This is a genomic window from Pseudomonas corni (assembly GCF_057128765.1).
This window is the reverse complement of the sequence record NZ_JBSKHW010000014.1, coordinates 67,868-90,998: the sequence shown is the minus strand read 5'-3', so window position 1 is coordinate 90,998 and position 23,131 is coordinate 67,868. Positions and strand designations below refer to the sequence as shown.

The 23,131-nt window shown below is 56.3% G+C and carries 21 protein-coding genes and 2 tRNA genes; 19 read left to right on the top strand and 4 right to left on the bottom strand.

The window, feature by feature from the left end:
* Positions 1-61 precede the first annotated feature (61 nt).
* Positions 62-544: an SsrA-binding protein SmpB gene (gene smpB, locus ACWKV9_RS20725; protein ID WP_483838003.1), complete on the bottom strand. Its 483-nt coding sequence runs from the start codon at positions 542-544 to the stop codon at positions 62-64.
* A 117-nt stretch (positions 545-661) separates the two neighbouring features.
* Between smpB and ACWKV9_RS20720 the strand changes: the two genes are divergently transcribed.
* From ACWKV9_RS20720 to ACWKV9_RS20710, 3 genes are read left to right on the top strand one after another with little or no spacing between them, the layout of a single operon-like run.
* On the top strand, positions 662-2,065 hold the full coding sequence (locus tag ACWKV9_RS20720; RefSeq protein ID WP_483838002.1) for a sodium-dependent transporter: 1,404 nt from the start codon (positions 662-664) through the stop codon (positions 2,063-2,065).
* Between the two features lie 7 nt (positions 2,066-2,072).
* Entirely contained in the window at positions 2,073-2,507 is a 435-nt protein-coding gene (locus ACWKV9_RS20715; protein ID WP_483838001.1) for a type II toxin-antitoxin system RatA family toxin, read from the top strand.
* A 4-nt stretch (positions 2,508-2,511) separates the two neighbouring features.
* A complete protein-coding gene (locus ACWKV9_RS20710; protein ID WP_483838000.1) occupies positions 2,512-2,820 on the top strand; it encodes an RnfH family protein in 309 nt (102 codons plus the stop codon).
* 78 nt (positions 2,821-2,898) lie between these two features.
* Here ACWKV9_RS20710 and ACWKV9_RS20705 read toward each other — a convergent pair whose 3' ends face one another.
* Positions 2,899-3,423 (bottom strand): outer membrane protein assembly factor BamE, encoded by a 525-nt coding sequence (locus ACWKV9_RS20705; protein ID WP_483837999.1) that lies wholly within the window; start codon positions 3,421-3,423, stop codon positions 2,899-2,901.
* 98 nt (positions 3,424-3,521) lie between these two features.
* Here ACWKV9_RS20705 and fur point away from each other — a divergent pair, with 98 nt between their 5' ends.
* The gene (gene fur / locus ACWKV9_RS20700; RefSeq protein ID WP_483837998.1) at positions 3,522-3,929 is read left to right on the top strand and encodes a ferric iron uptake transcriptional regulator; all 408 of its coding nucleotides are present in this window, start codon (positions 3,522-3,524) and stop codon (positions 3,927-3,929) included.
* A 61-nt stretch (positions 3,930-3,990) separates the two neighbouring features.
* Here fur and recN read toward each other — a convergent pair whose 3' ends face one another.
* Positions 3,991-5,664 carry a DNA repair protein RecN gene (gene recN / locus ACWKV9_RS20695; RefSeq protein WP_483837997.1) on the bottom strand — a complete coding sequence of 558 codons (1,674 nt, stop codon included), beginning with the start codon at positions 5,662-5,664 and terminating at the stop codon, positions 3,991-3,993.
* A 264-nt stretch (positions 5,665-5,928) separates the two neighbouring features.
* Between recN and grpE the strand changes: the two genes are divergently transcribed.
* The 7 genes from grpE (at position 5,929) to greA (ending at position 16,020) form a co-directional block, all read left to right on the top strand.
* Positions 5,929-6,495: a nucleotide exchange factor GrpE gene (gene grpE, locus ACWKV9_RS20690; protein ID WP_483837996.1), complete on the top strand. Its 567-nt coding sequence runs from the start codon at positions 5,929-5,931 to the stop codon at positions 6,493-6,495.
* 103 nt (positions 6,496-6,598) lie between these two features.
* Positions 6,599-8,518, top strand: a complete 1,920-nt coding sequence (gene dnaK, locus ACWKV9_RS20685; RefSeq protein WP_483837995.1) for a molecular chaperone DnaK — start codon at positions 6,599-6,601, stop codon at positions 8,516-8,518.
* A 323-nt stretch (positions 8,519-8,841) separates the two neighbouring features.
* Positions 8,842-9,969, top strand: coding sequence for a molecular chaperone DnaJ (gene dnaJ / locus ACWKV9_RS20680; RefSeq protein WP_483837994.1), 1,128 nt, complete (start codon positions 8,842-8,844; stop codon positions 9,967-9,969).
* Positions 9,970-9,979: 10 nt separating this feature from the next.
* Positions 9,980-10,783 (top strand): 4-hydroxy-tetrahydrodipicolinate reductase, encoded by an 804-nt coding sequence (gene dapB / locus ACWKV9_RS20675; protein ID WP_483837993.1) that lies wholly within the window; start codon positions 9,980-9,982, stop codon positions 10,781-10,783.
* A 274-nt stretch (positions 10,784-11,057) separates the two neighbouring features.
* Entirely contained in the window at positions 11,058-12,194 is a 1,137-nt protein-coding gene (carA, locus tag ACWKV9_RS20670; protein WP_483837992.1) for a glutamine-hydrolyzing carbamoyl-phosphate synthase small subunit, read from the top strand.
* A 131-nt stretch (positions 12,195-12,325) separates the two neighbouring features.
* Positions 12,326-15,547: a carbamoyl-phosphate synthase large subunit gene (gene carB / locus ACWKV9_RS20665; protein WP_483837991.1), complete on the top strand. Its 3,222-nt coding sequence runs from the start codon at positions 12,326-12,328 to the stop codon at positions 15,545-15,547.
* Positions 15,544-16,020, top strand: a complete 477-nt coding sequence (gene greA / locus ACWKV9_RS20660; protein ID WP_483837990.1) for a transcription elongation factor GreA — start codon at positions 15,544-15,546, stop codon at positions 16,018-16,020. The genes carB and greA overlap by 4 nt, the downstream gene beginning before the upstream one ends.
* A 90-nt stretch (positions 16,021-16,110) precedes the next feature.
* Here the strand turns inward: greA and ACWKV9_RS20655 are convergent, their stop codons facing one another.
* Entirely contained in the window at positions 16,111-16,419 is a 309-nt protein-coding gene (locus ACWKV9_RS20655; RefSeq protein WP_483837989.1) for a YhbY family RNA-binding protein, read from the bottom strand.
* A gap of 104 nt (positions 16,420-16,523) precedes the next feature.
* On the opposite strand from ACWKV9_RS20655, the gene rlmE reads away from it, so the two are divergent.
* From rlmE to ACWKV9_RS20615, 8 genes are all read left to right on the top strand, one after another.
* Positions 16,524-17,174, top strand: coding sequence for a 23S rRNA (uridine(2552)-2'-O)-methyltransferase RlmE (gene rlmE, locus ACWKV9_RS20650; RefSeq protein ID WP_268798006.1), 651 nt, complete (start codon positions 16,524-16,526; stop codon positions 17,172-17,174).
* Positions 17,175-17,365: 191 nt separating this feature from the next.
* Positions 17,366-19,276 carry an ATP-dependent zinc metalloprotease FtsH gene (ftsH, locus tag ACWKV9_RS20645; protein ID WP_483837988.1) on the top strand — a complete coding sequence of 637 codons (1,911 nt, stop codon included), beginning with the start codon at positions 17,366-17,368 and terminating at the stop codon, positions 19,274-19,276.
* Positions 19,277-19,284: 8 nt separating this feature from the next.
* Positions 19,285-20,136 (top strand): dihydropteroate synthase, encoded by an 852-nt coding sequence (folP, locus tag ACWKV9_RS20640; protein WP_483837987.1) that lies wholly within the window; start codon positions 19,285-19,287, stop codon positions 20,134-20,136.
* A gap of 16 nt (positions 20,137-20,152) precedes the next feature.
* Positions 20,153-21,496, top strand: coding sequence for a phosphoglucosamine mutase (gene glmM, locus ACWKV9_RS20635; RefSeq protein WP_483837986.1), 1,344 nt, complete (start codon positions 20,153-20,155; stop codon positions 21,494-21,496).
* Positions 21,497-21,562: 66 nt separating this feature from the next.
* Positions 21,563-22,318: a triose-phosphate isomerase gene (tpiA, locus tag ACWKV9_RS20630; RefSeq protein ID WP_483837985.1), complete on the top strand. Its 756-nt coding sequence runs from the start codon at positions 21,563-21,565 to the stop codon at positions 22,316-22,318.
* Positions 22,319-22,322: 4 nt separating this feature from the next.
* Positions 22,323-22,706, top strand: coding sequence for a preprotein translocase subunit SecG (gene secG / locus ACWKV9_RS20625; RefSeq protein WP_483837984.1), 384 nt, complete (start codon positions 22,323-22,325; stop codon positions 22,704-22,706).
* Between the two features lie 45 nt (positions 22,707-22,751).
* Positions 22,752-22,837 (top strand) — tRNA-Leu (locus ACWKV9_RS20620).
* Between the two features lie 95 nt (positions 22,838-22,932).
* Positions 22,933-23,009 (top strand) — tRNA-Met (locus ACWKV9_RS20615).
* Positions 23,010-23,131: the final 122 nt, after the last annotated feature.

The following is a 23,131-nucleotide window of genomic DNA, read 5'->3' as shown; positions in this document are numbered from 1 at the left end:
AGTCTTACGCAACGCCTCGCCAACAAGTTCGCTTCTACAGAATCGAGCAGCAAGTCAGGGCTTAATCATCCTTGCCCTTGCTGCGCACGGCACGCTGTAGCTCACGGTCCGAGTCGCGTTCGCGTTCGGTGTGGCGCTTGTCGTACTCCTTCTTGCCTTTGCCCAGAGCAATTTCGCACTTGATCAAGTGCTGCTTCCAGTAAAGGGCGAGGGCGACGCAGGCGTAGCCTTTTTGCTGAACCGAGGTTGTGAGCTTTTCGAGCTCCCGCTGGTTGAGCAACAGTTTACGGGTGCGTGTCGGGTCAGCGATGACGTGAGTACTGGCTGTCGTCAACGGTGAGATATGACTACCCATCAGCCATGCCTCGCCGTCTTTGAGCAGCACGTAGCTGTCCACCAGCTGCACCTTGTTGGCACGCAAGCTTTTTACTTCCCAGCCAGCCAGGACCAGACCGGCCTCGAACTTGTGTTCGATGAAGTAATCGTGACGCGCCTTTTTATTTTGCGCGATGGTCCCTGTGGGATGTTTCTTGAGCTTAGCCATAGGCGACGCATTATAGGGACTCGCTGCGTTGTCGGCTACGGTCAACCTGCGTGCTTGAGCAGGTTGATTGAATCCCGGACAATGCGCGATCTTTTTTGCGTGTTGGACGTGTCAACGATGTCGACGGACAAGGTTTCTGTCCACGGTAGCTGGGCGAGTCGCTGGGTATTCATCCTGGCCGCCACAGGCTCTGCGGTAGGTTTGGGCAGTATATGGAAATTCCCCTACATGGTCGGCGTCTACGGCGGCGGTGCATTTGTGCTGGTTTTTCTCGCGTGTATCGCGCTGATCGGTATTCCGGTCATGATCGCCGAGACACTGATCGGTCGCCGCTCCCGGCAAAGTCCGGCCAATGCACTGAAAGTGTTGGCGCGCGAGGCAGGGCATTCGACGAAGTGGTCGTGGGGTGCTTTCGCCGGAATGATCACTGCGCTGCTGATTCTTTCTTTTTACAGCGTGGTCGGCGGTTGGTCTCTGGAATACATCCTTGATGTAGGAAAGGGCGACTTTCAGGGGGTGACGGCGGATCAGGTGGGCGGCTTCTTTGGCGCGATGATCGCTGATCCGTGGCGGCTGGTGGGGTGGCATACGCTGTTCATGCTGCTGTCGGCGATCACCATCGCCAAAGGCGTGAACGCAGGCCTCGAGCGCAGTCTTCGGATTCTGATGCCGCTGCTTTTCATCCTGATGGTAATTCTGCTGGGGTATAGCCTGACCACCGGGCATTTTATGGAAGGCGTGCATTTCATGTTCGACTTCAAGCCCGAGAAGCTGCTGGACGGTTTGTTGCCAGCCATGGGGCATGCCTTCTTTTCGCTGAGCGTGGGCGTGGGGTCGATCATGATCTACGGCGCGTACATGACTAAAGACGCTTCGATCAGTGCCACCGTCGTCGGTGTGGCGTTGCTCGACACCTTCGTTTCCTTGCTGGCCGGGCTTGCGCTGTTCCCGATTGTCTTCGCCGCCGGGCTTAACCCCGGGGAAGGGCCGGGTCTGATGTTCGTCACGCTGCCATTCGCTTTCGGCAATGTGGCATTCGGTCAATTGATGGGCGTGGTGTTCTTTGTACTGGTCGCGGTGGCGGCCTGGAGTTCAGCCATTTCGTTGCTTGAGCCGATGGTTGCCTACCTCGTGGAGCGCACAAAAGTGCGCCGCGGTTGGGTGACCTTCTGGCTGTCGTTCATTTGCTGGTTTGTCGGACTGGGTACTGTGTTCTCGTTCAACATCTGGCAGCAGGCCAAATTCTTCGTGAACGATGGCGGCGCGTTTCACCTCTACCAATGGGGCGCGGCCGGTGGCCTGGACTTTTTTGGAGTGATCGATTTCTTCACTTCACGCATCATGTTGCCTCTGGGTGGCTTGTGCTTTGTGGTTTTCGCAGGTTGGGTGATGGGCCGGGAGGCTGTGCGCGACGAGTTGTCGATCCGCAGTCCGGTACTTTTCGCTTTGACGTTCTTTTTGATGCGCTATGTGGCGCCGATCGGCATTCTGGTTGTGTTTGCCGCTCAGCTTTGGAAATAACGCTGACATGACTACGCATATTCAACGTTCGGCCTTGCTGCCGTACCCCGCTCAGGCTCTATATGACCTGGTCAACGACGTGTCCCGCTATTCTGAGTTTCTCCCCTGGTGCTCCGGTACCACGGTGCTTGAGGACACTGACACGCAAATGCGCGCTCGAGTTGAAGTTGCCAAAGGCGGCTTGAGTCAGCACTTCGTGACACGTAACACGCTGACGCCCGGACAGACCATCGAGATGAATCTCGAAGAGGGCCCGTTCAGCCAGTTGCACGGCGTTTGGACATTCAAGGCGTTAGGCGAGAAGGCCTGCAAGATCAGCCTTGATCTGTCGTTCGATTACGCTGGCCCGATCATTCGCGCGACCCTTGGGCCGTTGTTCAATCAGGCAGCGAACACCTTGGTAGATGCGTTTTGCCAGCGGGCTAAAGAGCTGCACGGCTGAAACGATGATCAGTATTGAAGTCGTCTACGCCTCGGTAAGTCGGCAGGTCCTGCTCAAGGTTGACGTGCCATCCGACGCAACGGTTCGTCAGGCTTTGACCCTTAGCGGGATCGGCGCGCACTTTCCCGAGCTGGATTTAGAGCACTGTCCGGTGGGGATTTTCGGCAGAAGCATAAGTAGCCCGGAGACAAAGGGACTGGGCGAAGGTGACCGAATCGAGATTTATCGTCCACTGCTAGCCGACCCGAAAGAAATACGCCGATTGCGGGCCTCGAAGGCCGCGCAGGCAAAAAAGGACCGAGGCGCGATGTAATTTTTTCATCGACGCGATAGTGAAGACGCAAAAAAGCCCGGCATGCCGGGCTTTTTTTGTAACGCGATTTCGTGCGCTTTAGCGCGGATTCGTGTCGAGCGGTTCCTGGGTTGGGACTGGAACAGTCTCAACTTTGTCGACGTCGTTCTGAATCTGCTCAAGCAGTGAGCCAGGTTTTGGCGGCTCTTCGGCTTTAGGCTGCTCGCCTTGGTTTTCGGGCGCTGCGGGGGTGGCCGCGCCTTTCCCGAGGATGGCGTCGTCGCGACTCACTCCTGGCTTGAAGTCACCAGACAGGCTGGCGAGCTGGTCATTGCCATTGAAGAAAAGCGCAATTCGCTCCTGCTGGCGCTCACCGCCTCCAGGTTGCAGGCTGTAGAGGTAATCCCAGCGATCTGCGTGGAAAGTGTCGACCAGCAGAGGATTACCCATGATAAACCGCACTTGCCGACGGGTCATTCCGGGCCTTAACTGGTCTATCATGTCCTGCGTGACGACATTTCCCTGCTGGATGTCGATTTTGTAAACCCCGGGGAATGAACAACCGGCGAGTGCGAGCAGTCCCACGAGGGTGAAACTGGTTAGCAGGAGCTTGGTGTTTTGCATCGGTGGGCGACTTCCACTATCTTGGCTGGGACAACGTAAACCCCGATCATACCTGCATTAAGAGAAGCTGCGAAGCAGCGTCTGCGAGAAAGCTGACCATGGTAGAAAATAGCGAACTACGCAAAGCTGGACTTAAAGTGACCCTGCCGCGGGTCAAAATCCTTCAAATGCTCGATTCTGCAGAGCAACGTCACATGAGTGCGGAAGACGTTTACAAAGCACTCATGGAGGCCAGCGAAGACGTCGGTCTTGCGACGGTTTACCGTGTTCTGACGCAGTTCGAAGCGGCCGGATTGGTGGTTCGCCACAATTTCGACGGCGGCCATGCTGTGTTTGAACTGGCAGACGGCGGCCACCACGACCACATGGTCAACGTGGAGAATGGCGAAGTTATCGAATTCTTCGACGAAGAAATCGAGAAGCTGCAGAAGGCCATCGTCGTCAAGCACGGCTTTGAGCTGGTTGACCACAATCTGGTGCTCTACGTGCGCACGAAAAAGGCGTAAGCCGTTTTCCCGTACAAAATAAAGGCGACCCTCGGGTCGCCTTTATTGTGTCCGGCCAGTGTCAGGACTTGGCCGTGACCACCATCTTCTTGGCGTGCGCCAAGGATTCCTTGGTCAGGTCGATACCGCCCAGCATGCGTGCTACCTCCTCGACGCGCTCGTTTTTGCTGAGCTTGGATACCGCCGTGCGGGTGGCATCCTGCTCGCGGACCTTGTGCACGAATAAATGCTGATGCCCTTGAGCTGCGACCTGGGGGAGGTGAGTCACTGTCATGACTTGCCCTCGTTCGCCAAGCCTACGCAGTAACTGCCCGACAATCTCCGCAGTTGGCCCGCCGATGCCGACGTCGACCTCGTCAAACACCAGCGTCGGCACGCGAGACGTCTGGGCGGTAATGACCTGAATGGCGAGACTGATGCGAGACAACTCACCGCCTGATGCAACTTTAGCCAGCGCTTTGAGTGGTTGCCCCGGGTTGGCGCTTACCAGCAGTTCGACCTGCTCCAGCCCGTTAGGCAGTAGCTCTTTTTCGCTGTTGGGGCGCAACTCGATCTTGAATCGCCCCCCTGGCATGCCCAAACGCTGAATTTCTTGCTCGACGGCCATCGCCAGTTCAGGCGCTGCACGGTGACGCAGATCACTCAGTTCGCGAGCTTTTTCCTGATAATGCCGTGCATAAGAAGCCACTTCATTTTCGAGGCGCTCGATCGCTTCATCATTGGCGTTGAGCGTTTCGATCTCGTCCAGCAATTTCTGATGCAGTGCTGACACTTCAGTCGGTTGAACCCGGTGCTTGCGAGCCAGCGTATAAATCGCATCCAGACGCTCTTCCACTTGCTGCAATCGAGCGGGGTCGGCATCGAAGCGATCCAGGAAGCGATTGATCTCGCCGACCGCTTCCTCCACCTGAATCTGTGCGCTGGACAGCAGATTGGTTGCCTCGCTCAGGGCGTCGGGTGAGTTGTCCACGCTGCTGAGACGATTCAGGCTGGCCGTCAGCGCGTTCAAGACGTTGCCAGAGTCGCTCTCACTGCACTGCTCCACTACTTGGCGACAAATACTCAGCAGGCTTTCGGCGTTGGTCAGGTTTTTTTGTTCCTGTTCCAGATGTGTCAGTTCGTCCTCACCCAGACTCAGGCTTTCCAGCTCTTCGAGTTGATAGCTGAGCAACTGATGTTTAGAACGTTGTTCATCACCGGAATTGGCCAGGCGCTCAAGCTCCTGGCGGGTCTGACGCCAGCGTTGCGCGGCCAATTGAACCTGACGCGCCAGATCGTTAGCGCCCGCGTAAGCGTCCAGCAGGCGGCGATGGGTGTCGGTCTTGAGCAGCGATTGATGTTCGTGCTGGCTGTGAATGTCGATGAGCAGTTCGCCCAGCGATTTCAGATCGCCCTGGGGGCAGGGCGTACCGTTGATGTACGAGCGGGATCGGCCTTCGGCGGTAATCACGCGACGCAAAATGCAGGGGCCGTCGTTATCGAGGTCGCGCTCTGCAAGCCATGTGCGCGCTTCCGGGATATCGACCAGATCAAAAGTTGCAAGGATATCGGCTTTGTCGGCACCTGGGCGGACTACGCCACTGTCGGCGCGATCACCCAGGGTAAGGCCGAGGGCGTCGAGCATGATCGACTTGCCCGCACCGGTTTCACCCGTGATCACACTCATGCCGCGATCCAGTTCCAGATCGAGGTGTTCAACGATGGCGTAGTTATGTACGGACAGGTGCACCAGCATAAGGGCAGCTCCCAAGCGATTTGTCTGGTTATTTATACAGTGTTTTTGATTGGGCTGACAATGGTCGAAGTTGGCTCAAATCGATCAGCGGTCACCTCTTGTTTAGCACCGATGGACGTTGTGACCGAAAAAAAGCCATGTCAGAAAATTTGTAGGGACATTCGTCCCATCCGGGGCTTGAACCCTTGAAGCGAAAAATTACGGCCCCATATAGCCGACAGAAGCGTGAGTTGAGCTCACGGACGTTATTAGAAGGAGAGACCTATGGCTGACGAACAGAACTCGGATACGCAGACTCAGGATCAGGCTGGTGAAGCTGGAACGTCCGGAGAAGATTTGGTTACCCGTGTGCAAGTGCTTGAAGAGCAATTGGCAGCTGCCCAGGACCATTCCCTGCGTGTTGCCGCTGATCTGCAGAACGTCCGCCGTCGTGCAGAACAGGATGTAGAGAAGGCGCACAAGTTCGCGTTGGAGAAATTTGCAGGTGACTTGCTGCCAATCGTCGATAGCCTCGAGCGCGGTTTGGATCTGTCCAATCCCGACGATGAAAGCATCCGTCCGATGCGTGAAGGCATCGAGCTGACGCTGAAGATGTTCGGCGACACCCTCAAGCGTTATCAGCTTGAAGCCATCGATCCGCATGGTCAGCCGTTCAACGCCGAGCACCATCAGGCGATGGCTATGCAAGAAAGCGCTGATGTCGAACCCAACAGCGTGCTGAAAGTGTTCCAAAAGGGATATCAGCTCAATGGTCGTCTGTTGCGCCCGGCTATGGTCGTGGTCAGCAAGGCACCATCGCCTGTTGCACCGTCAATTGACGAGCAGGCTTGAAATCAGCTGAGTGGCCCCCATTTACAGGCCATGCATTAAAGAATTACCGCAATTTGTCTACGCAGTTGCGGCAACCTAATTAAAGTTCTGGGAGATTCAAAAGATGGGCAAGATTATCGGTATCGACCTGGGGACCACCAACTCCTGCGTCTCCATTCTTGAAAATGGTAAAGCCAAGGTTATCGAGAATGCCGAAGGCGCTCGTACCACCCCGTCGATCATCGCTTACGCGAACGATGGCGAAATTCTGGTTGGCCAATCCGCCAAGCGTCAGGCCGTTACCAACCCGCACAACACCCTGTACGCGGTAAAGCGTCTGATCGGTCGCAAGTTCGAAGAAGAAGTCGTACAGAAAGACATTCAAATGGTCCCGTACAAAATCGCCAAGGCTGATAACGGCGACGCATGGGTTGAAGTCAACGGCAAGAAAATGTCTCCTCCTCAGATTTCCGCTGAAATCCTGAAGAAGATGAAGAAAACCGCCGAAGACTACTTGGGCGAAACCGTGACTGAGGCCGTTATCACCGTTCCGGCTTACTTCAACGACAGCCAGCGTCAAGCTACCAAGGATGCCGGCCGCATCGCGGGTCTGGATGTAAAACGTATCATCAACGAGCCTACCGCTGCCGCACTGGCTTACGGTATGGACAAAGCGAAGGGCGATCACACTGTCATCGTTTATGACTTGGGCGGCGGTACGTTCGACGTCTCGGTTATCGAAATTGCTGAAGTCGATGGCGAGCACCAGTTCGAAGTGTTGGCCACCAATGGCGACACGTTTCTGGGCGGTGAAGACTTCGACATTCGTCTGATCGACTACCTCGTTGAAGAATTCAAGAAAGAAAGCGGCATGAACCTCAAGGGTGACCCGCTGGCCATGCAGCGCCTGAAAGAAGGTGCTGAAAAAGCCAAGATCGAGCTGTCTTCGAGCAATTCGACCGACGTTAACCTGCCGTACATCACTGCAGATGCAACCGGTCCTAAGCACTTGAACGTGAAAATCTCCCGCGCCAAGCTCGAAGCGCTGGTTGAAGACCTGGTTCAGCGCACCATCGAACCTTGCCGCATTGCGTTGAAAGACTCCGGTATCGACATCAGCGCGATCAACGACGTGATCCTGGTCGGCGGTCAAACCCGCATGCCGTTGGTTCAGCAGAAAGTGACCGAGTTCTTCGGTAAAGAAGCTCGTAAAGACGTTAACCCGGACGAAGCTGTTGCCATGGGTGCTGCGATCCAAGGCGCAGTTCTGGCTGGTGATGTGAAAGACGTTCTGCTGCTGGACGTCAGCCCGCTGACCCTGGGTATCGAAACCATGGGCGGCGTGATGACTGCGCTGATCGAGAAAAACACCACGATTCCTACCAAGAAATCCCAGGTGTTCTCGACTGCCGATGACAACCAGGGCGCCGTGACCATCCATGTTCTGCAGGGCGAGCGTAAGCAAGCCGCCTCGAACAAGTCGTTGGGCAAGTTCGATCTGGCTGAGATTCCACCAGCTCCACGTGGTGTCCCACAGATTGAAGTGACTTTCGACATCGACGCCAATGGCATCCTGCACGTCGGCGCGAAGGACAAAGCCACCGGCAAGACTCAGTCCATTGTGATCAAGGCCAACTCCGGCCTGTCGGACGAAGAGATTCAGCAAATGATCCGTGATGCTGAAGCCAACACCGAAGAAGATCGCAAGTTCGAAGAACTGGCCTCTGCTCGCAACCAGGGCGATGCACTGGTTCACTCGACGCGCAAAATGATCGCTGATGCTGGCGACAAAGTGACCGCCGAGGAGAAGACGTCCATCGAAGCTGCGCTCGTAGCCTTGGAAGCTGCTGTGAAGGGCGACGACAAAGCTGCCATCGACGCGAAAGTCGAAGAGTTGTCGAAGCTGTCGGCGCCGGTTGCTCAGAAAATGTACGCCGAGCAAGCTGAAAAACCTGAAGGCGGCGCTCAAGCTGGTCAGGAAGAAAGCAAGCCAGCCGACGACGTAGTAGACGCTGAGTTCGAAGAAGTAAAAGACCACAAGTAAGCGCAGGCTCACTTGAACGCCAGTTGACCGCTTTCGGGTGGTCGCTGGTAGGATGTCGCCGCGCGGGAGCTTGCTCCCGCGTTGGCGTGTCTGGAACAGACGAATTTCTGGCTTGTGGATAACTTCCACAAGCCTTGTGGCAAAGCCGGATGCTCCTGCATTCCGGCTTGTTCTGCCGCTTTTCTCGGCTAATGAGTTGGCCGATGAACGAAGACCAGGATCGTTGAATTGACGTGAGTTGGGTCCGGGCCTGAATGGGGGTCCAACGAGTTCGGCAATCTCAGGAGGGTATTGTCGGACGTCCTCAAGAGTGCAGAAAACTTATGGCAAAGCGTGACTATTACGAAGTACTTGGGGTGGAGCGTGGCTCCAGCGAAGCGGACCTGAAAAAGGCGTACCGTCGTCTCGCGATGAAATTTCATCCGGATCGCAACCCGGGTGACAAAGCCTCTGAAGACTCTTTCAAAGAGGCAAACGAAGCTTATGAAGTCCTGTCCGATGCCAGCAAGCGCGCGGCCTATGATCAATACGGTCATGCCGGTGTTGATCAAACCATGGGCGGCGGCGGTGCCGGTTTTGGTGGACAGAACTTCTCCGACATCTTCGGCGACGTGTTCAGCGACTTCTTCGGCGGCGGTCGTGGCGGCGGTGGCCGGGGCGGCGCCCAGCGTGGCAGCGACTTGCGTTACACGCTGGAGCTGAACCTGGAAGAAGCCGTCCGTGGTACCACAGTCAATATCCGCGTCCCGACGCTGGTCAACTGCAAGCCTTGCGATGGTTCTGGTGCTAAGAAAGGCTCGGCGCCCGTTACTTGTCCAACGTGTGGCGGTATTGGTCAGGTGCGTATGCAGCAGGGTTTCTTCTCTGTTCAGCAGACCTGCCCGCGTTGCCACGGGAACGGCAAAATCATCTCTGACCCGTGCGATTCGTGCCACGGCGAAGGTCGCGTCGAAGAATACAAAACGCTGTCGGTCAAAGTGCCGCCTGGTGTCGATACCGGCGACCGCATTCGTCTGTCGGGTGAAGGTGAAGCGGGCGTGCAGGGCGGTCCGACCGGCGATCTGTATGTCGTCATCAACGTGCGTGAGCACGCGATCTTCCAGCGTGACGGTAAGCATCTGTACTGCGAAGTGCCGATCAGCTTCACGGACGCAGCATTAGGTGGCGAATTGGAAGTGCCGACGCTGGATGGTCGGGTCAAACTGAAAATCCCGGAAGGCACTCAGACCGGCAAGCAGTTCCGCCTGAAGGGCAAGGGCGTTGCGCCGGTGCGTGGCGGCGGTGCGGGCGACCTCATGTGTCGCGTAGCTGTTGAAACGCCAGTCAATCTGGGACGTCGTCAGCGCGAGTTGCTGGAAGAGTTGCGTGCATCGCTTGATGGTGACAGCTCTCATTCGCCCAAAGCCAATGGCTGGTTCGAAGGCGTGAAGCGCTTCTTCGGCGACCTCTAAGGAGCGGTGCATGCGACGTATTGCTGTGATGGGCGCCGCTGGGCGCATGGGCAAAACCCTGATCGAAGCCGTGCAGGCGACGCAGGGCGCCGGATTAACGGCTGCCATCGATCGGCCGGACAGTACGCTGGTGGGTGCTGATGCCGGTGAGCTGGCTGCGTTGGGTCGTATCGGCGTGCCGCTGTCGGGTGATCTGGCCAGGGTGGCTGATGAATTCGATGTACTGATCGATTTCACCCATCCGTCTGTGACCCTGAAAAATCTAGCGTTCTGCCGCAAGGCGGGCAAGGCGATGATCATCGGCACGACCGGCTTCAGCGTCGAAGAGAAGCAGCGACTGGTTGAGGCAGGCAAGGACATTCCAATCGTCTTCGCGGCCAATTTCAGCGTGGGCGTCAACCTGTGCCTGAAGCTGCTCGACACCGCTGCGCGTGTGTTGGGCGATGATGTCGATATCGAGATCATGGAGGCCCATCACCGCCATAAGGTCGACGCACCTTCGGGCACTGCAGTGCGTATGGGTGAAGTTATTGCCCAGGCATTGGGGCGGGATCTGAACGAAGTGGCTGTTTACGGCCGCGAAGGGCAGACCGGTGCCCGTGATCGGCAGACCATCGGTTTCGCTACGGTCCGTGCTGGCGATATCGTCGGCGATCACACTGTTCTGTTCGCCGCTGATGGAGAGCGCGTTGAGATCACGCACAAGGCGTCCAGCCGCATGACGTTCGCCAAGGGCGCTGTTCGTGCTGCGCTATGGCTCGATGGCAAGGCGCCAGGTCTGTACGACATGCAGGACGTGCTGGATTTGCGTTAACACCCGCTACACGTAACATTGCGGGCAGGTCAGGTGTTTTACCTGTATCCTGCCCGCTGTTTAGAGCCGCTACGCGATGTCCTGTCGCAATCCCTAGCCTTCTCGGCGTTTTAGCGGTGGATTAAAAAGACCTCTTTCTGTAAGCTACAGCTTTAGTGTGTCCACTAAAAGCGCGCAGAGAATTCGATAAAAAAGCGGGGTGACGTGTCTATACGTCATTCCGCTTTTTTACAACCTGCGAACGCCCTTTCAGGCTTTATTACGGGAGGTCTTCTTGACTAAGCCAGCCATACTCGCCCTTGCTGATGGCAGCATTTTTCGTGGCGAAGCCATTGGAGCCGACGGTCAAACCGTTGGTGAGGTGGTGTTTAACACCGCAATGACCGGCTATCAGGAAATCCTTACCGATCCTTCCTATGCCAAGCAAATCGTAACCCTGACCTACCCGCACATTGGCAACACTGGCACCACGCCGGAAGATGCCGAGTCTGACCGCGTCTGGTCGGCGGGTCTGGTAATTCGAGATCTGCCGCTGGTTGCCAGTAACTGGCGCAACAAGATGTCCCTGGCCGATTACCTGAAGGCTAACAATACCGTCGCGATCGCTGGTATCGACACCCGCCGCCTGACCCGCATTCTGCGTGAGAAAGGTGCTCAAAACGGCTGCATCATGGCCGGCGACAACATTTCTGAAGAAGCTGCGATTGCTGCAGCTCGCGGCTTCCCTGGCCTCAAGGGCATGGACCTGGCGAAAGAAGTCAGCACCCAGAAGAGCTACGAATGGCGCTCAAGTGTGTGGGAATTGAAAACCGATACCAGCGCTGAAATCGCTGCTGCCGATTTGAAGTACCACGTGGTCGCCTACGACTACGGCGTCAAGCTGAATATCCTGCGCATGCTGGTCGCTCGCGGCTGCCGCGTGACGGTCGTACCTGCACAGACGCCGGCGAGTGAAGTTCTCGCGCTCAAGCCTGACGGAGTGTTCCTGTCCAACGGCCCGGGTGATCCGGAGCCATGCGACTACGCCATCCAAGCGATCAAAGACGTGCTGGAAACCGACATTCCGGTGTTCGGCATCTGCTTGGGTCACCAGTTGCTGGCCCTGGCTTCCGGCGCGCGGACCATCAAAATGGACCTCGGCCACCACGGCGCCAACCACCCGGTTCAGGATCTGGACACCGGCATCGTTATGATTACCAGCCAAAACCACGGTTTTGCGGTTGACGAAGCCACCCTGCCGAGCAACGTCCGTGCGATCCACAAATCGCTGTTCGATGGCAGCCTCCAGGGTATCGAGCGTACCGATAAGGACGCCTTCAGCTTCCAGGGCCACCCTGAAGCGAGCCCGGGCCCAACTGACGTTGCGCCTTTGTTTGATCGCTTTATCACCGCGATGGCCAAGCGCCGCTAAGCGGCTCTCTCGACCATAGTGAGCAGGTGACGGTGGCGCGCTGGATGATTTCGGTCCAGCGGGCCCGCCCAGCTACCGCAGAGAATGTTCAAGACGGCTTGCCGACTGACATAGGATTTGAGTGACAACCCATGCCAAAACGTACAGACATTAAAAGTATCCTGATTCTCGGCGCCGGCCCCATCGTGATCGGCCAGGCCTGTGAATTCGACTACTCCGGCGCCCAGGCCTGCAAGGCTCTGCGCGAGGAGGGTTACCGCGTCATTCTGGTCAACTCCAATCCGGCCACCATCATGACCGACCCGGACATGGCGGACGCGACCTACATCGAGCCGATCAAGTGGCAGACCGTTGCCAAAATCATCGAAAAAGAACGTCCAGACGCTCTGCTGCCAACCATGGGCGGCCAGACGGCGCTGAACTGCGCACTGGATCTGGAGCGCGAAGGCGTTCTGGAGAAGTTTGGCGTTGAAATGATTGGTGCCAACGCGGACACCATCGACAAGGCTGAAGACCGTTCACGCTTCGACAAGGCGATGAAATCTATCGGACTGGATTGCCCGCGCTCCGGCATTGCGCACACGATGGAAGAGTCGTACACGGTGCTTGAGAAGCTCGGCTTCCCCTGCATCATCCGTCCATCGTTCACCATGGGTGGCACGGGCGGCGGTATCGCGTATAACCGCGAAGAATTCGAAGAAATCTGCACCCGTGGTCTTGACCTGTCTCCGACCAAAGAGCTGCTGATCGACGAATCACTGATCGGCTGGAAAGAATATGAGATGGAAGTTGTCCGTGACAAAAAGGACAACTGCATCATCGTCTGCTCCATCGAGAACTTCGATCCGATGGGCGTCCACACTGGAGACTCCATCACAGTTGCGCCAGCCCAGACGCTGACCGACAAGGAATACCAGATCATGCGTAACGCCTCGCTGGCGGTACTGCGTGAAATCGGCGTAGAGACCGGCGGTTCGAACGTGCAGTTCGGTATCTGTCCTGACACTGGCCGCATGGTCGTGATCGAGATGAACCCACGTGTTTCGCGCTCATCGGCACTGGCTTCCAAGGCGACCGGTTTCCCGATCGCTCGCGTTGCCGCCAAGCTGGCCATCGGTTACACCTTGGACGAGCTGCAAAACGAAATCACCGGCGGCAAGACCCCAGCATCGTTCGAGCCGTCCATCGACTATGTCGTCACCAAGCTGCCACGCTTTGCCTTCGAGAAATTCCCGAAAGCAGACGCCCGTCTGACCACTCAGATGAAGTCGGTCGGCGAAGTGATGGCCATCGGTCGCACTTTCCAGGAATCCCTGCAGAAAGCACTGCGCGGTCTTGAAGTCGGCGTGAGCGGTCTGGACCCTAAGCTGGACCTGAGCAATCCGGACAGCATGAGCGTGCTCAAACGCGAACTGACTGTGCCGGGTGCCGAGCGTATCTGGTACGTCGCTGACGCTTTCCGCGCTGGCATGACGGTCGAGCAGATCTTCAACATGAACATGATCGACCCTTGGTTCCTGGTTCAGATCGAAGATCTGATCAAGGACGAAGAAAAGGTCAAGACGCTAGGCCTGTCGAGCATCGACCGTGATCTGATGTATCGTCTCAAGCGCAAAGGGTTCTCCGATTCGCGCCTGGCCAAACTGCTGGGCGTTACCGAGAAGAACCTTCGTACCCATCGTCACAAGCTCGAAGTGTTCCCGGTTTACAAGCGCGTGGACACCTGCGCAGCCGAATTCGCCACCGACACCGCGTACATGTACTCCACGTACGAAGAAGAGTGCGAAGCTAAGCCGACGACTCGCGACAAGATCATGATTCTGGGCGGCGGTCCGAACCGCATCGGCCAGGGCATCGAGTTTGACTACTGCTGCGTTCACGCGGCACTCGCGCTGCGTGAAGACGGGTACGAGACCATTATGGTCAACTGCAACCCGGAAACCGTATCGACCGACTACGACACATCGGACCGCCTGTACTTCGAACCAGTGACCCTGGAAGACGTTCTGGAAATCGTCCGCGTCGAGAAGCCAAAAGGCGTGATCGTCCAGTACGGCGGTCAGACCCCGCTGAAACTGGCGCGTGCCCTTGAAGCTGCTGGCGTGCCAATCATCGGCACCAGCCCTGATGCCATCGACCGTGCCGAAGACCGCGAACGCTTCCAGCAGATGGTTGAGCGTTTGAACCTGCGTCAGCCGCCAAATGCCACCGTGCGTAGCGAAGATGAAGCCATTCGCGCTGCCGCCAAGATCGGTTACCCGCTGGTGGTGCGTCCGTCCTATGTTCTGGGCGGCCGCGCGATGGAAATCGTTTACGAAGAAGACGAGCTCAAGCGTTACCTGCGTGAAGCGGTCCAAGTCTCCAATGACAGCCCGGTGCTGCTGGATCACTTCCTCAACTGCGCCATCGAAATGGACGTGGATGCAGTTTGCGACGGCACCGACGTGGTGATCGGCGCGATCATGCAGCACATCGAGCAGGCCGGCGTTCACTCCGGTGACTCCGCGTGCTCCCTGCCTCCGTACTCGCTGCCTGCGCACATTCAGGACGAAATGCGCGAGCAGGTCAAAAAGATGGCGCTCGAGCTAGGCGTCGTCGGTTTGATGAACGTGCAGTTGGCGCTGCAAGGCGAAGACATCTACGTCATCGAAGTGAACCCGCGTGCATCGCGTACCGTACCGTTTGTATCCAAGTGCATCGGCGTTTCCCTCGCGATGATTGCCGCCCGCGTCATGGCTGGCAAAACACTGAAGGAAATTGGCTTCACCAAGGAAATCATCCCTAACTTCTACAGCGTGAAGGAAGCAGTATTCCCGTTCGCGAAGTTCCCAGGCGTCGACCCGATCCTTGGCCCAGAGATGAAATCCACCGGCGAAGTCATGGGCGTGGGTGATACCTTCGGCGAGGCGTTCGCTAAAGCTCAGATGGGGGCCAGTGAATTGCTGCCGACCGGCGGCACTGCGTTCATCAGCGTACGTGACGACGACAAGCCATTGGTTGAAGGCGTCGCTCGCGACCTGATCAACTTGGGTTTCGAAATTGTGGCTACCGCTGGAACCGCGCGCCTGATCGAAGCTGCGGGTCTGAAAGTACGCCGCGTTAACAAGGTGACCGAAGGCCGCCCGCACGTTGTCGATATGATCAAGAACGACGAAGTTACTCTGATCATCAACACTACCGAGGGTCGGCAATCGATCGCCGATTCCTACTCCATCCGTCGCAACGCCTTGCAGCACAAAATTTACTGCACGACTACCATCGCTGCGGGCGAGGCAATCTGCGAAGCGCTGAAGTTTGGTCCTGAAAAAACCGTGCGGCGCCTACAGGATCTCCATGCAGGATTGAAGGCATGATCAAATATCCAATGACTCTCCAGGGCGCGAAAGCCCTGGAAGAAGAACACGCTCATCTGACCAAGATCGTTCGTCCAAAGCTGAGCCAGGACATCGGCACTGCCCGTGAACTGGGCGATTTGAAGGAAAACGCCGAATACCATGCTGCCCGCGAGCAGCAGGGTATGGTCGAAGCGCGTATCCGTGACATCGAAGGCCGTATGCAGAATGCACAGGTCATCGACGTCAGTGCGATCCCGCATACTGGCAAGGTGATTTTCGGCACGACTGTAGAGATCGCCAACGTCGAAACTGACGACCGCGTGACTTACCAGATCGTTGGAGAGGATGAAGCTGATATCAAGCTGGGCAAGATATCTGTCGGTTCCCCGATCGCGCGTGCTTTGATCGCCAAAGAAGAAGGCGACGTCGTCGTGGTGAAAACCCCGAGTGGTGTCATTGAGTATGAAATTGTAGAAGTGCGCCATATTTGATAGCGGCGCCCGCATTGCGCGGGTGCTATCTCGGGCTGCCAGCTTTGTTTGAAGCTGGCAGCCCGGTGTCGCAGATGCGGCAAGCCACTATCAGGCGAAGCGGTGTACGTTGGACAGTTGCTTGTTTACCTTGGCGTTCTTGCGATAGATGAGCGCCATTTTGCCGATGACCTGTACCAGATCCGCGTGACCGGTCTTGCACAATTGCGCAATGGATTCCAGGCGGCTCTCGCGATCGAGGATGTTGAGCTTGATCTTGATCAGCTCGTGATCGCTCAGTGCGCGTTCCAATTCGGCTAACACACCTTCAGTCAGACCATTGTCAGCCACAGTCAACACCGGTTTCAGATGGTGGCCAATGGATTTGTATTGTTTCTTCTGCTCTTGTGTGAGCGGCATAATCTGACCTCTGCGTCTGATCTTGTAAAAAGCGGCGGCCAGTTTACCCGAGCGAGTCCGGGACCGCCCAGTTAATCGCGACTCGTCCAATTTTGAGGTGCTACGTGGCCCGTTCCAAAACCAGTCATAACTGGCTCAAAGAGCATTTCGACGACAAATACGTCAAAATGGCACAGAAAGACGGCTACCGTTCGCGTGCCAGTTACAAGCTGCTCGAAATCCAGGAAAAAGACAAAATCATCCGCCCCGGAATGACTGTTATTGACCTTGGCGCTGCGCCGGGGGGCTGGTCTCAGGTGACCAGTCGTCTGATAGGTGGGCAGGGGAGACTGATTGCTTCCGACATTCTTGAGATGGACAGCATCCCGGATGTGACCTTTATTCAGGGGGACTTCACCGAAGATGCTGTACTAGCACAGATCCTAGAAGCCGTCGGTAATACACAGGTAGACCTTGTGATTTCCGATATGGCCCCCAATATGAGTGGACTGAGCGCTGTTGACATGCCACGTGCAATGTTTCTCTGCGAATTGGCACTCGACCTCGCTGGACGGGTTTTGCGGCCCGGTGGTGATTTTCTGATCAAGGTTTTCCAGGGTGAAGGCTTTGATGTGTACCACAAGGACATCCGCAAGCTCTTCGACAAGGTTCAGATGCGCAAGCCCTTGTCGTCACGTGATCGCTCCCGCGAGCAGTATTTGCTGGGACGTGGTTTCCGGGGCATCGAAGGATCTGCAAGCGTCGAGCGACTTTGACGTGAGGCCATAGCTTTTTTTGAATGGCTTAATTGTCGGAGCGTTCTCAAGATTGTGTAGTCAAAGTTTCACAAAGGGTTACAGACGCCGCCTGCCACGCCTGTAGGATCTGTAGTAAGTTAGGCCGGTGAATATCATGCGAGGCAGGTTCCAGCCTGGAGCTTGTTTCAGAGGGTAGCTAATTGAACGATATGGCAAAGAATTTGATCCTGTGGTTGATCATCGCTGCCGTCCTTGTGACGGTGATGAACAACTTTTCCAGCCCGAACGAGCCGCAAACCCTCAACTACTCTGAGTTCATCCAGCAAGTGAAGGATGGCAAGGTCGAGAAAGTTGCCGTTGACGGTTACGTCATTACGGGTAAGCGCAGCGATGGCGACTCCTTCAAGACGATTCGTCCGGCAATTCAGGACAACGGCCTGATCGGTGATCTGGTCGACAACAACGTTGTGATCGAGGGTAAGCAGCCTGAGCAGCAAAGCATCTGGACTCAGTTGCTCGTTGCCAGCTTCCCAATCCTGGTAATCATCGCGGTCTTCATGTTCTTCATGCGCCAGATGCAAGGTGGTGCCGGGGGCAAAGGCGGGCCGATGAGCTTCGGCAAGAGCAAGGCGCGCCTGCTCTCTGAAGATCAGGTCAAGACGACCTTGGCTGACGTCGCAGGGTGCGATGAGGCAAAGGAAGAGGTTGGCGAGCTGGTTGAGTTCCTCCGGGATCCGGGCAAGTTCCAGCGACTGGGTGGGCGTATTCCACGCGGCGTACTCATGGTCGGCCCTCCAGGTACCGGTAAAACGTTGCTTGCCAAAGCCATTGCCGGCGAAGCCAAAGTACCGTTCTTCACTATTTCCGGTTCTGACTTCGTAGAAATGTTTGTGGGCGTTGGTGCAAGCCGCGTTCGTGACATGTTCGAGCAGGCCAAGAAGCATGCGCCGTGCATCATCTTTATCGACGAAATCGATGCTGTGGGTCGCCATCGTGGCGCCGGCATGGGTGGTGGTCACGATGAACGCGAGCAGACTCTCAACCAGTTGCTGGTTGAGATGGATGGCTTCGAAATGAACGACGGCATTATCGTGATCGCAGCAACCAACCGTCCAGACGTCCTCGACCCGGCATTGCTGCGTCCAGGTCGTTTCGACCGTCAGGTTGTTGTGGGTCTGCCAGATATTCGCGGTCGTGAACAGATTCTCAAAGTTCATATGCGCAAAGTGCCTATGGGCGACGACGTTGCTCCAGCCGTTATTGCTCGTGGTACGCCTGGTTTCTCTGGCGCGGACTTGGCAAACCTGGTTAACGAAGCATCGCTGTTCGCCGCTCGCACAGGCAAACGCATCGTTGAGATGAAAGAGTTTGAGTTGGCCAAAGACAAAATCATGATGGGCGCCGAGCGCAAATCCATGGTGATGTCCGAGAAAGAAAAGCAGAACACCGCCTACCACGAGGCAGGCCATGCCATCGTAGGTCGTGTAGTGCCTGAGCACGATCCGGTCTACAAGGTTTCGATCATCCCGCGCGGTCGCGCTCTTGGTGTAACGATGTTCCTTCCCGAGGAAGATCGCTATAGCCTGTCCAAGCGTGCGTTGATCAGTCAGATCTGCTCCCTCTACGGCGGACGTATCGCTGAAGAGATGACACTTGGCTTCGACGGTGTGACTACCGGCGCGTCGAACGACATCATGCGGGCCAGTCAGATCGCGCGGAATATGGTCACCAAGTGGGGCCTTTCGGAAAAACTCGGTCCGCTGATGTACTCCGAAGACGAGGAAGGTGGCTATCTGGGTCGTGGCGGTGGTGGTCAGAATGCAAGTCTTTCGGCTGATACTGCACGTTTGATCGACTCCGAAGTGCGCAGCATCATTGATCAGTGCTATGGCACCGCCAAGCAGATCCTCACGGATAACCGTGACAAGCTGGACGCCATGGCAGATGCCTTGATGAAGTACGAGACAATTGATGCTGAGCAAATCGACGACATCATGGCGGGCCGCGCGCCTCGCGAGCCTCGCGACTGGGAAGGTGGTTCGGGTAACTCTGGCACGCCTACCGCTCCGGTTGGTCCTCGTCCTGAAACTCCGATTGGCGGCCCTGCTGCTGATCACTAGGGCTTGATATGACTTCTGCGCTGTACCCAACCCGGTTGCCTTGCGGCAACCGGGTTCTTGATTTAACCCATACGCACGTGATGGGTATCCTAAATATCACTCCTGATTCCTTCTCCGATGGCGGCCGTTTCGCTCAACGGGATGCGGCATTGCGTCATGCAGAAGCAATGGTTGGCGCAGGTGCGACGCTAATCGATGTGGGCGGTGAGTCGACTCGTCCGGGCGCTAATGCCATATCCCCGCTACAAGAGCTGGAACGCGTTGCGCCCATTGTCGAAGCGATCCATTCTGAGCTTGATGTCGTTATCTCTGTGGACACGTCGACGCCTGCCGTCATTCGTGAAACAGCGCGTCTGGGTGCTGGTTTGATCAACGACGTGCGTTCGCTGCGACGCGAAGGTGCGCTGGATGCTGCTGTTGCTACCGGGCTGCCTGTTTGTCTGATGCATATGCGTGGCGAGCCCACCGACATGCAGGACGATCCTCACTATGTCGATCTGGTGGGCGAGGTGAGCGCATTTTTGCGTGACCGGATGGCTGAATGTGTCGCGGCGGGGATTGACCGCGAAAAAATCATCCTGGATCCCGGGTTTGGCTTTGCCAAAACCCTGGACCATAATCTGAGCTTATTCAAGCATATGCAGGCGCTTCAAGCTTTAGGGCGCCCATTGCTGGTAGGTGTTTCACGCAAGAGCATGATCGGTAAGGTGCTTGATCGGCCGGTCGCTGAACGCTTGTCTGGTGGCCTTGCGCTCGCTGCTATGGCAATGATCCAGGGTGCCCGAATACTTCGTGTGCATGATGTCGCCGAAACCGTCGATGTCGTGCGCATGATTGCCGCTGTTGAATCGGCAAAATAAGAACGATGGAGTTTCCATGAGCACCAAGAAATATTTCGGTACCGACGGCATACGCGGTCGCGTTGGTCAGTTTCCGATCACGCCTGATTTCATGCTCAAACTGGGCTGGGCAGCCGGGATGGCTTTTCGCAAGATGGGTGCCTGTCGGATCCTTGTAGGTAAAGACACGCGAATTTCAGGCTACATGTTTGAATCGGCGTTAGAGGCCGGGCTCTCTGCCGCCGGTGCTGACGTGATGCTGCTGGGTCCCATGCCGACACCGGCCATCGCCTACCTGACCCGGACGTTTCATGCTGAAGCAGGCATCGTGATCAGTGCATCGCATAACCCGCACTACGACAACGGCATCAAATTCTTCTCGGGGCAGGGCACCAAGCTGCCTGACGAGATCGAGATGATGATCGAAGAACTGCTCGATGCGCCGATGACGGTTGCCGAGTCAGAAAAGCTGGGCAAGGTCTCTCGCATCAACGATGCTGCTGGTCGCTATATCGAATTCTGCAAAAGCAGCGTGCCCACCAGTACCGATTTCGCGGGCCTGAAGCTGGTCATCGATTGCGCACACGGGGCCACCTATAAAGTCGCGCCGAACGTATTCCGAGAGCTCGGCGCCCAGGTCACTGTCCTGTCGGCAGCGCCTAACGGTCTGAACATCAACGAAGATTGTGGCTCGACCCACATGGGCGCGCTTCAGGCTGCGGTAGTGGCCGAGAAGGCTGATATGGGTATCGGTTTTGATGGCGACGGCGATCGGGTCCTGATGGTGGACCACACGGGGGCGATTGTTGATGGGGATGAATTGTTGTTCATCATCGCCCGTGATCTCCACGAGCGTGGCCGTTTGCAGGGCGGTGTTGTCGGGACTTTAATGAGCAATCTGGGGCTTGAGCTGGCATTAGGCGAACTGAATATTCCGTTCGTGCGCGCAAATGTCGGCGACCGCTACGTAATTGCCGAGCTGCTGGAGCGCAACTGGCAGGTGGGTGGTGAGAACTCAGGACACATCGTCTGTTTCCAGCACACCACTACTGGTGATGCGATTATTGCGGCGCTTCAGGTGTTGCTGGCGTTGAGGCGCAGTGGCGAGACCCTCGCCCAATCGCGTCAGGCTCTGCGCAAATGCCCCCAAGTGCTGGTCAATGTGCGTTTCAGTGGCGGTGATATTGATCCAATATCGCACCCATCCATCATTGAAGCTTGCGACCGCGTTACGGCGGCCATGGCTGGCCGTGGCCGCGTGCTGCTGCGCAAGTCTGGGACCGAGCCGTTGGTGCGAGTAATGGTCGAAGGTGAAGACCAGGCGCAGGTCAGCGGTTATGCAGATGAGTTGGCAAAGCTCGTTACTGAAATATGCGCCTGAATTCGGCTTGCCAGTGTTGAAACTGTTGGGTAACATCTGCGCCCACTTTGACCGACGAGGTACAGCATGCGTCGCCCTATGGTAGCTGGTAACTGGAAAATGCACGGTACCCGCGCCAGCGTCGCTGAGCTGATCGAGGGTCTGGGCAATTTGTCCCTCCCTGGTGGTGTAGATATCGCGGTTTTTCCGTCGAGTCTGCATATCGATCAGGTAGTGGGTGGACTGCATGGCAGATCAATTCTTGTCGGTGGTCAAAACTGCGCGCATGAGGCAGGGCAGGGGGCGTTGACCGGTGAGGTCTCCCCTAGTCAACTAGCTGATGCGGGCTGCAAGCTGGTACTTGTGGGTCATTCTGAGCGTCGCCAGATAATGGGTGAGCGCAATGAAGTCCTGAACCGCAAGTTCGCTGCAGCGCAAGCGAGTGGTCTTATTCCAGTGCTTTGCGTTGGAGAGACCCTTGAAGAGCGTGAGGCTGGCAAGACGCTTGATGTTGTTGGGCAACAGCTTGATAGCATCATCGAAGAGCTTGGTATTGATGCGCTTGTGAACGCGGTTATTGCGTACGAGCCAGTTTGGGCCATTGGCACCGGACTGACTGCATCGCCACAACAAGCTCAAGACGTGCACGCCGCTATTCGTGCGCAGTTGGCAAAAGAGAATGCTGAGGTCGCACAAGGCGTGCGGCTTCTTTATGGCGGCAGCGTGAAGGCGGCCAATGCGGCTGAACTGTTCGGCATGCCGGATATCGATGGGGGGCTCATTGGTGGTGCCTCCCTGAATGCAGATGAGTTCGGTGCGATTATTCGCGCCGCGGGAAACTGAAAAAATGCTGGAAACAGTCGTAGTCGTTTTTCATCTGCTGGGTGCTTTGGGCGTTGTTGCTCTTGTATTGCTACAGCAGGGTAAAGGTGCGGACGCTGGTGCGTCTTTCGGAGCAGGTGCGTCAAATACTGTATTCGGCGGACAAGGTTCCTCTACCTTTCTCAGTAAATTTACTGCTATACTCGCGGCCTGTTTCTTCATAACTAGCTTAGGGTTAGGTTACTTTGCTAAAGAGAAAGCTCACCAGCTAACTCAAGTAGGTTTGCCAGATCCAGCGGTACTTGAAGTAAAGCAAAAGCCGGCAGCAGATGATGTTCCGGTGCTAGAAGGGCAACAGAAGCCAGCCGCTGTTCCAGCTGACGTACCTCAAGCTCCGCAGCAGAAGTAGCACGGGATTCGCAGCTGATATTGGGGCTGCAAAAAGAGTTGTAATGCCGAGGTGGTGGAATTGGTAGACACGCAACCTTGAGGTGGTTGTGCCCATAGGGTGTAGGGGTTCGAGTCCCCTTCTCGGTACCAATTAACAAGATAGCCCGCAGATGCGGGCTTTCTTGTAGGTGGATGTTGGATTGATTCTTAACGGGATCGGTCGTATACTTCCGCCCCAGCTTTGTCGCGGGGTGGAGCAGTCTGGTAGCTCGTCGGGCTCATAACCCGAAGGTCGTTGGTTCAAATCCAGCCCCCGCAACCAGTTTTAGCGGAGCCCCTTTTTAGGGGCTTTTTGTTAGCTGGACACTTTACTACGCCGCTGTTCGACGGCGTTTTCATTGATGGGCGTTTCGCCCATTTTTTTATTTGCACAGCATGCACGAG

What these genes read in the sequence shown, in the direction of transcription:
- smpB (WP_483838003.1), bottom strand. Translation starts at nt 544, where the DNA reads ATGGCTAAGCTCAAGAAACATCCCACAGGGACCATCGCGCAAAATAAA.
- ACWKV9_RS20720 (WP_483838002.1), top strand. Translation starts at nt 662, where the DNA reads ATGTCGACGGACAAGGTTTCTGTCCACGGTAGCTGGGCGAGTCGCTGG.
- ACWKV9_RS20715 (WP_483838001.1), top strand. Translation starts at nt 2,073, where the DNA reads ATGACTACGCATATTCAACGTTCGGCCTTGCTGCCGTACCCCGCTCAG.
- ACWKV9_RS20710 (WP_483838000.1), top strand. Translation starts at nt 2,512, where the DNA reads ATGATCAGTATTGAAGTCGTCTACGCCTCGGTAAGTCGGCAGGTCCTG.
- ACWKV9_RS20705 (WP_483837999.1), bottom strand. Translation starts at nt 3,423, where the DNA reads ATGCAAAACACCAAGCTCCTGCTAACCAGTTTCACCCTCGTGGGACTG.
- fur (WP_483837998.1), top strand. Translation starts at nt 3,522, where the DNA reads ATGGTAGAAAATAGCGAACTACGCAAAGCTGGACTTAAAGTGACCCTG.
- recN (WP_483837997.1), bottom strand. Translation starts at nt 5,664, where the DNA reads ATGCTGGTGCACCTGTCCGTACATAACTACGCCATCGTTGAACACCTC.
- grpE (WP_483837996.1), top strand. Translation starts at nt 5,929, where the DNA reads ATGGCTGACGAACAGAACTCGGATACGCAGACTCAGGATCAGGCTGGT.
- dnaK (WP_483837995.1), top strand. Translation starts at nt 6,599, where the DNA reads ATGGGCAAGATTATCGGTATCGACCTGGGGACCACCAACTCCTGCGTC.
- dnaJ (WP_483837994.1), top strand. Translation starts at nt 8,842, where the DNA reads ATGGCAAAGCGTGACTATTACGAAGTACTTGGGGTGGAGCGTGGCTCC.
- dapB (WP_483837993.1), top strand. Translation starts at nt 9,980, where the DNA reads ATGCGACGTATTGCTGTGATGGGCGCCGCTGGGCGCATGGGCAAAACC.
- carB (WP_483837991.1), top strand. Translation starts at nt 12,326, where the DNA reads ATGCCAAAACGTACAGACATTAAAAGTATCCTGATTCTCGGCGCCGGC.
- greA (WP_483837990.1), top strand. Translation starts at nt 15,544, where the DNA reads ATGATCAAATATCCAATGACTCTCCAGGGCGCGAAAGCCCTGGAAGAA.
- ACWKV9_RS20655 (WP_483837989.1), bottom strand. Translation starts at nt 16,419, where the DNA reads ATGCCGCTCACACAAGAGCAGAAGAAACAATACAAATCCATTGGCCAC.
- ftsH (WP_483837988.1), top strand. Translation starts at nt 17,366, where the DNA reads ATGGCAAAGAATTTGATCCTGTGGTTGATCATCGCTGCCGTCCTTGTG.
- folP (WP_483837987.1), top strand. Translation starts at nt 19,285, where the DNA reads ATGACTTCTGCGCTGTACCCAACCCGGTTGCCTTGCGGCAACCGGGTT.
- glmM (WP_483837986.1), top strand. Translation starts at nt 20,153, where the DNA reads ATGAGCACCAAGAAATATTTCGGTACCGACGGCATACGCGGTCGCGTT.
- tpiA (WP_483837985.1), top strand. Translation starts at nt 21,563, where the DNA reads ATGCGTCGCCCTATGGTAGCTGGTAACTGGAAAATGCACGGTACCCGC.
- secG (WP_483837984.1), top strand. Translation starts at nt 22,323, where the DNA reads ATGCTGGAAACAGTCGTAGTCGTTTTTCATCTGCTGGGTGCTTTGGGC.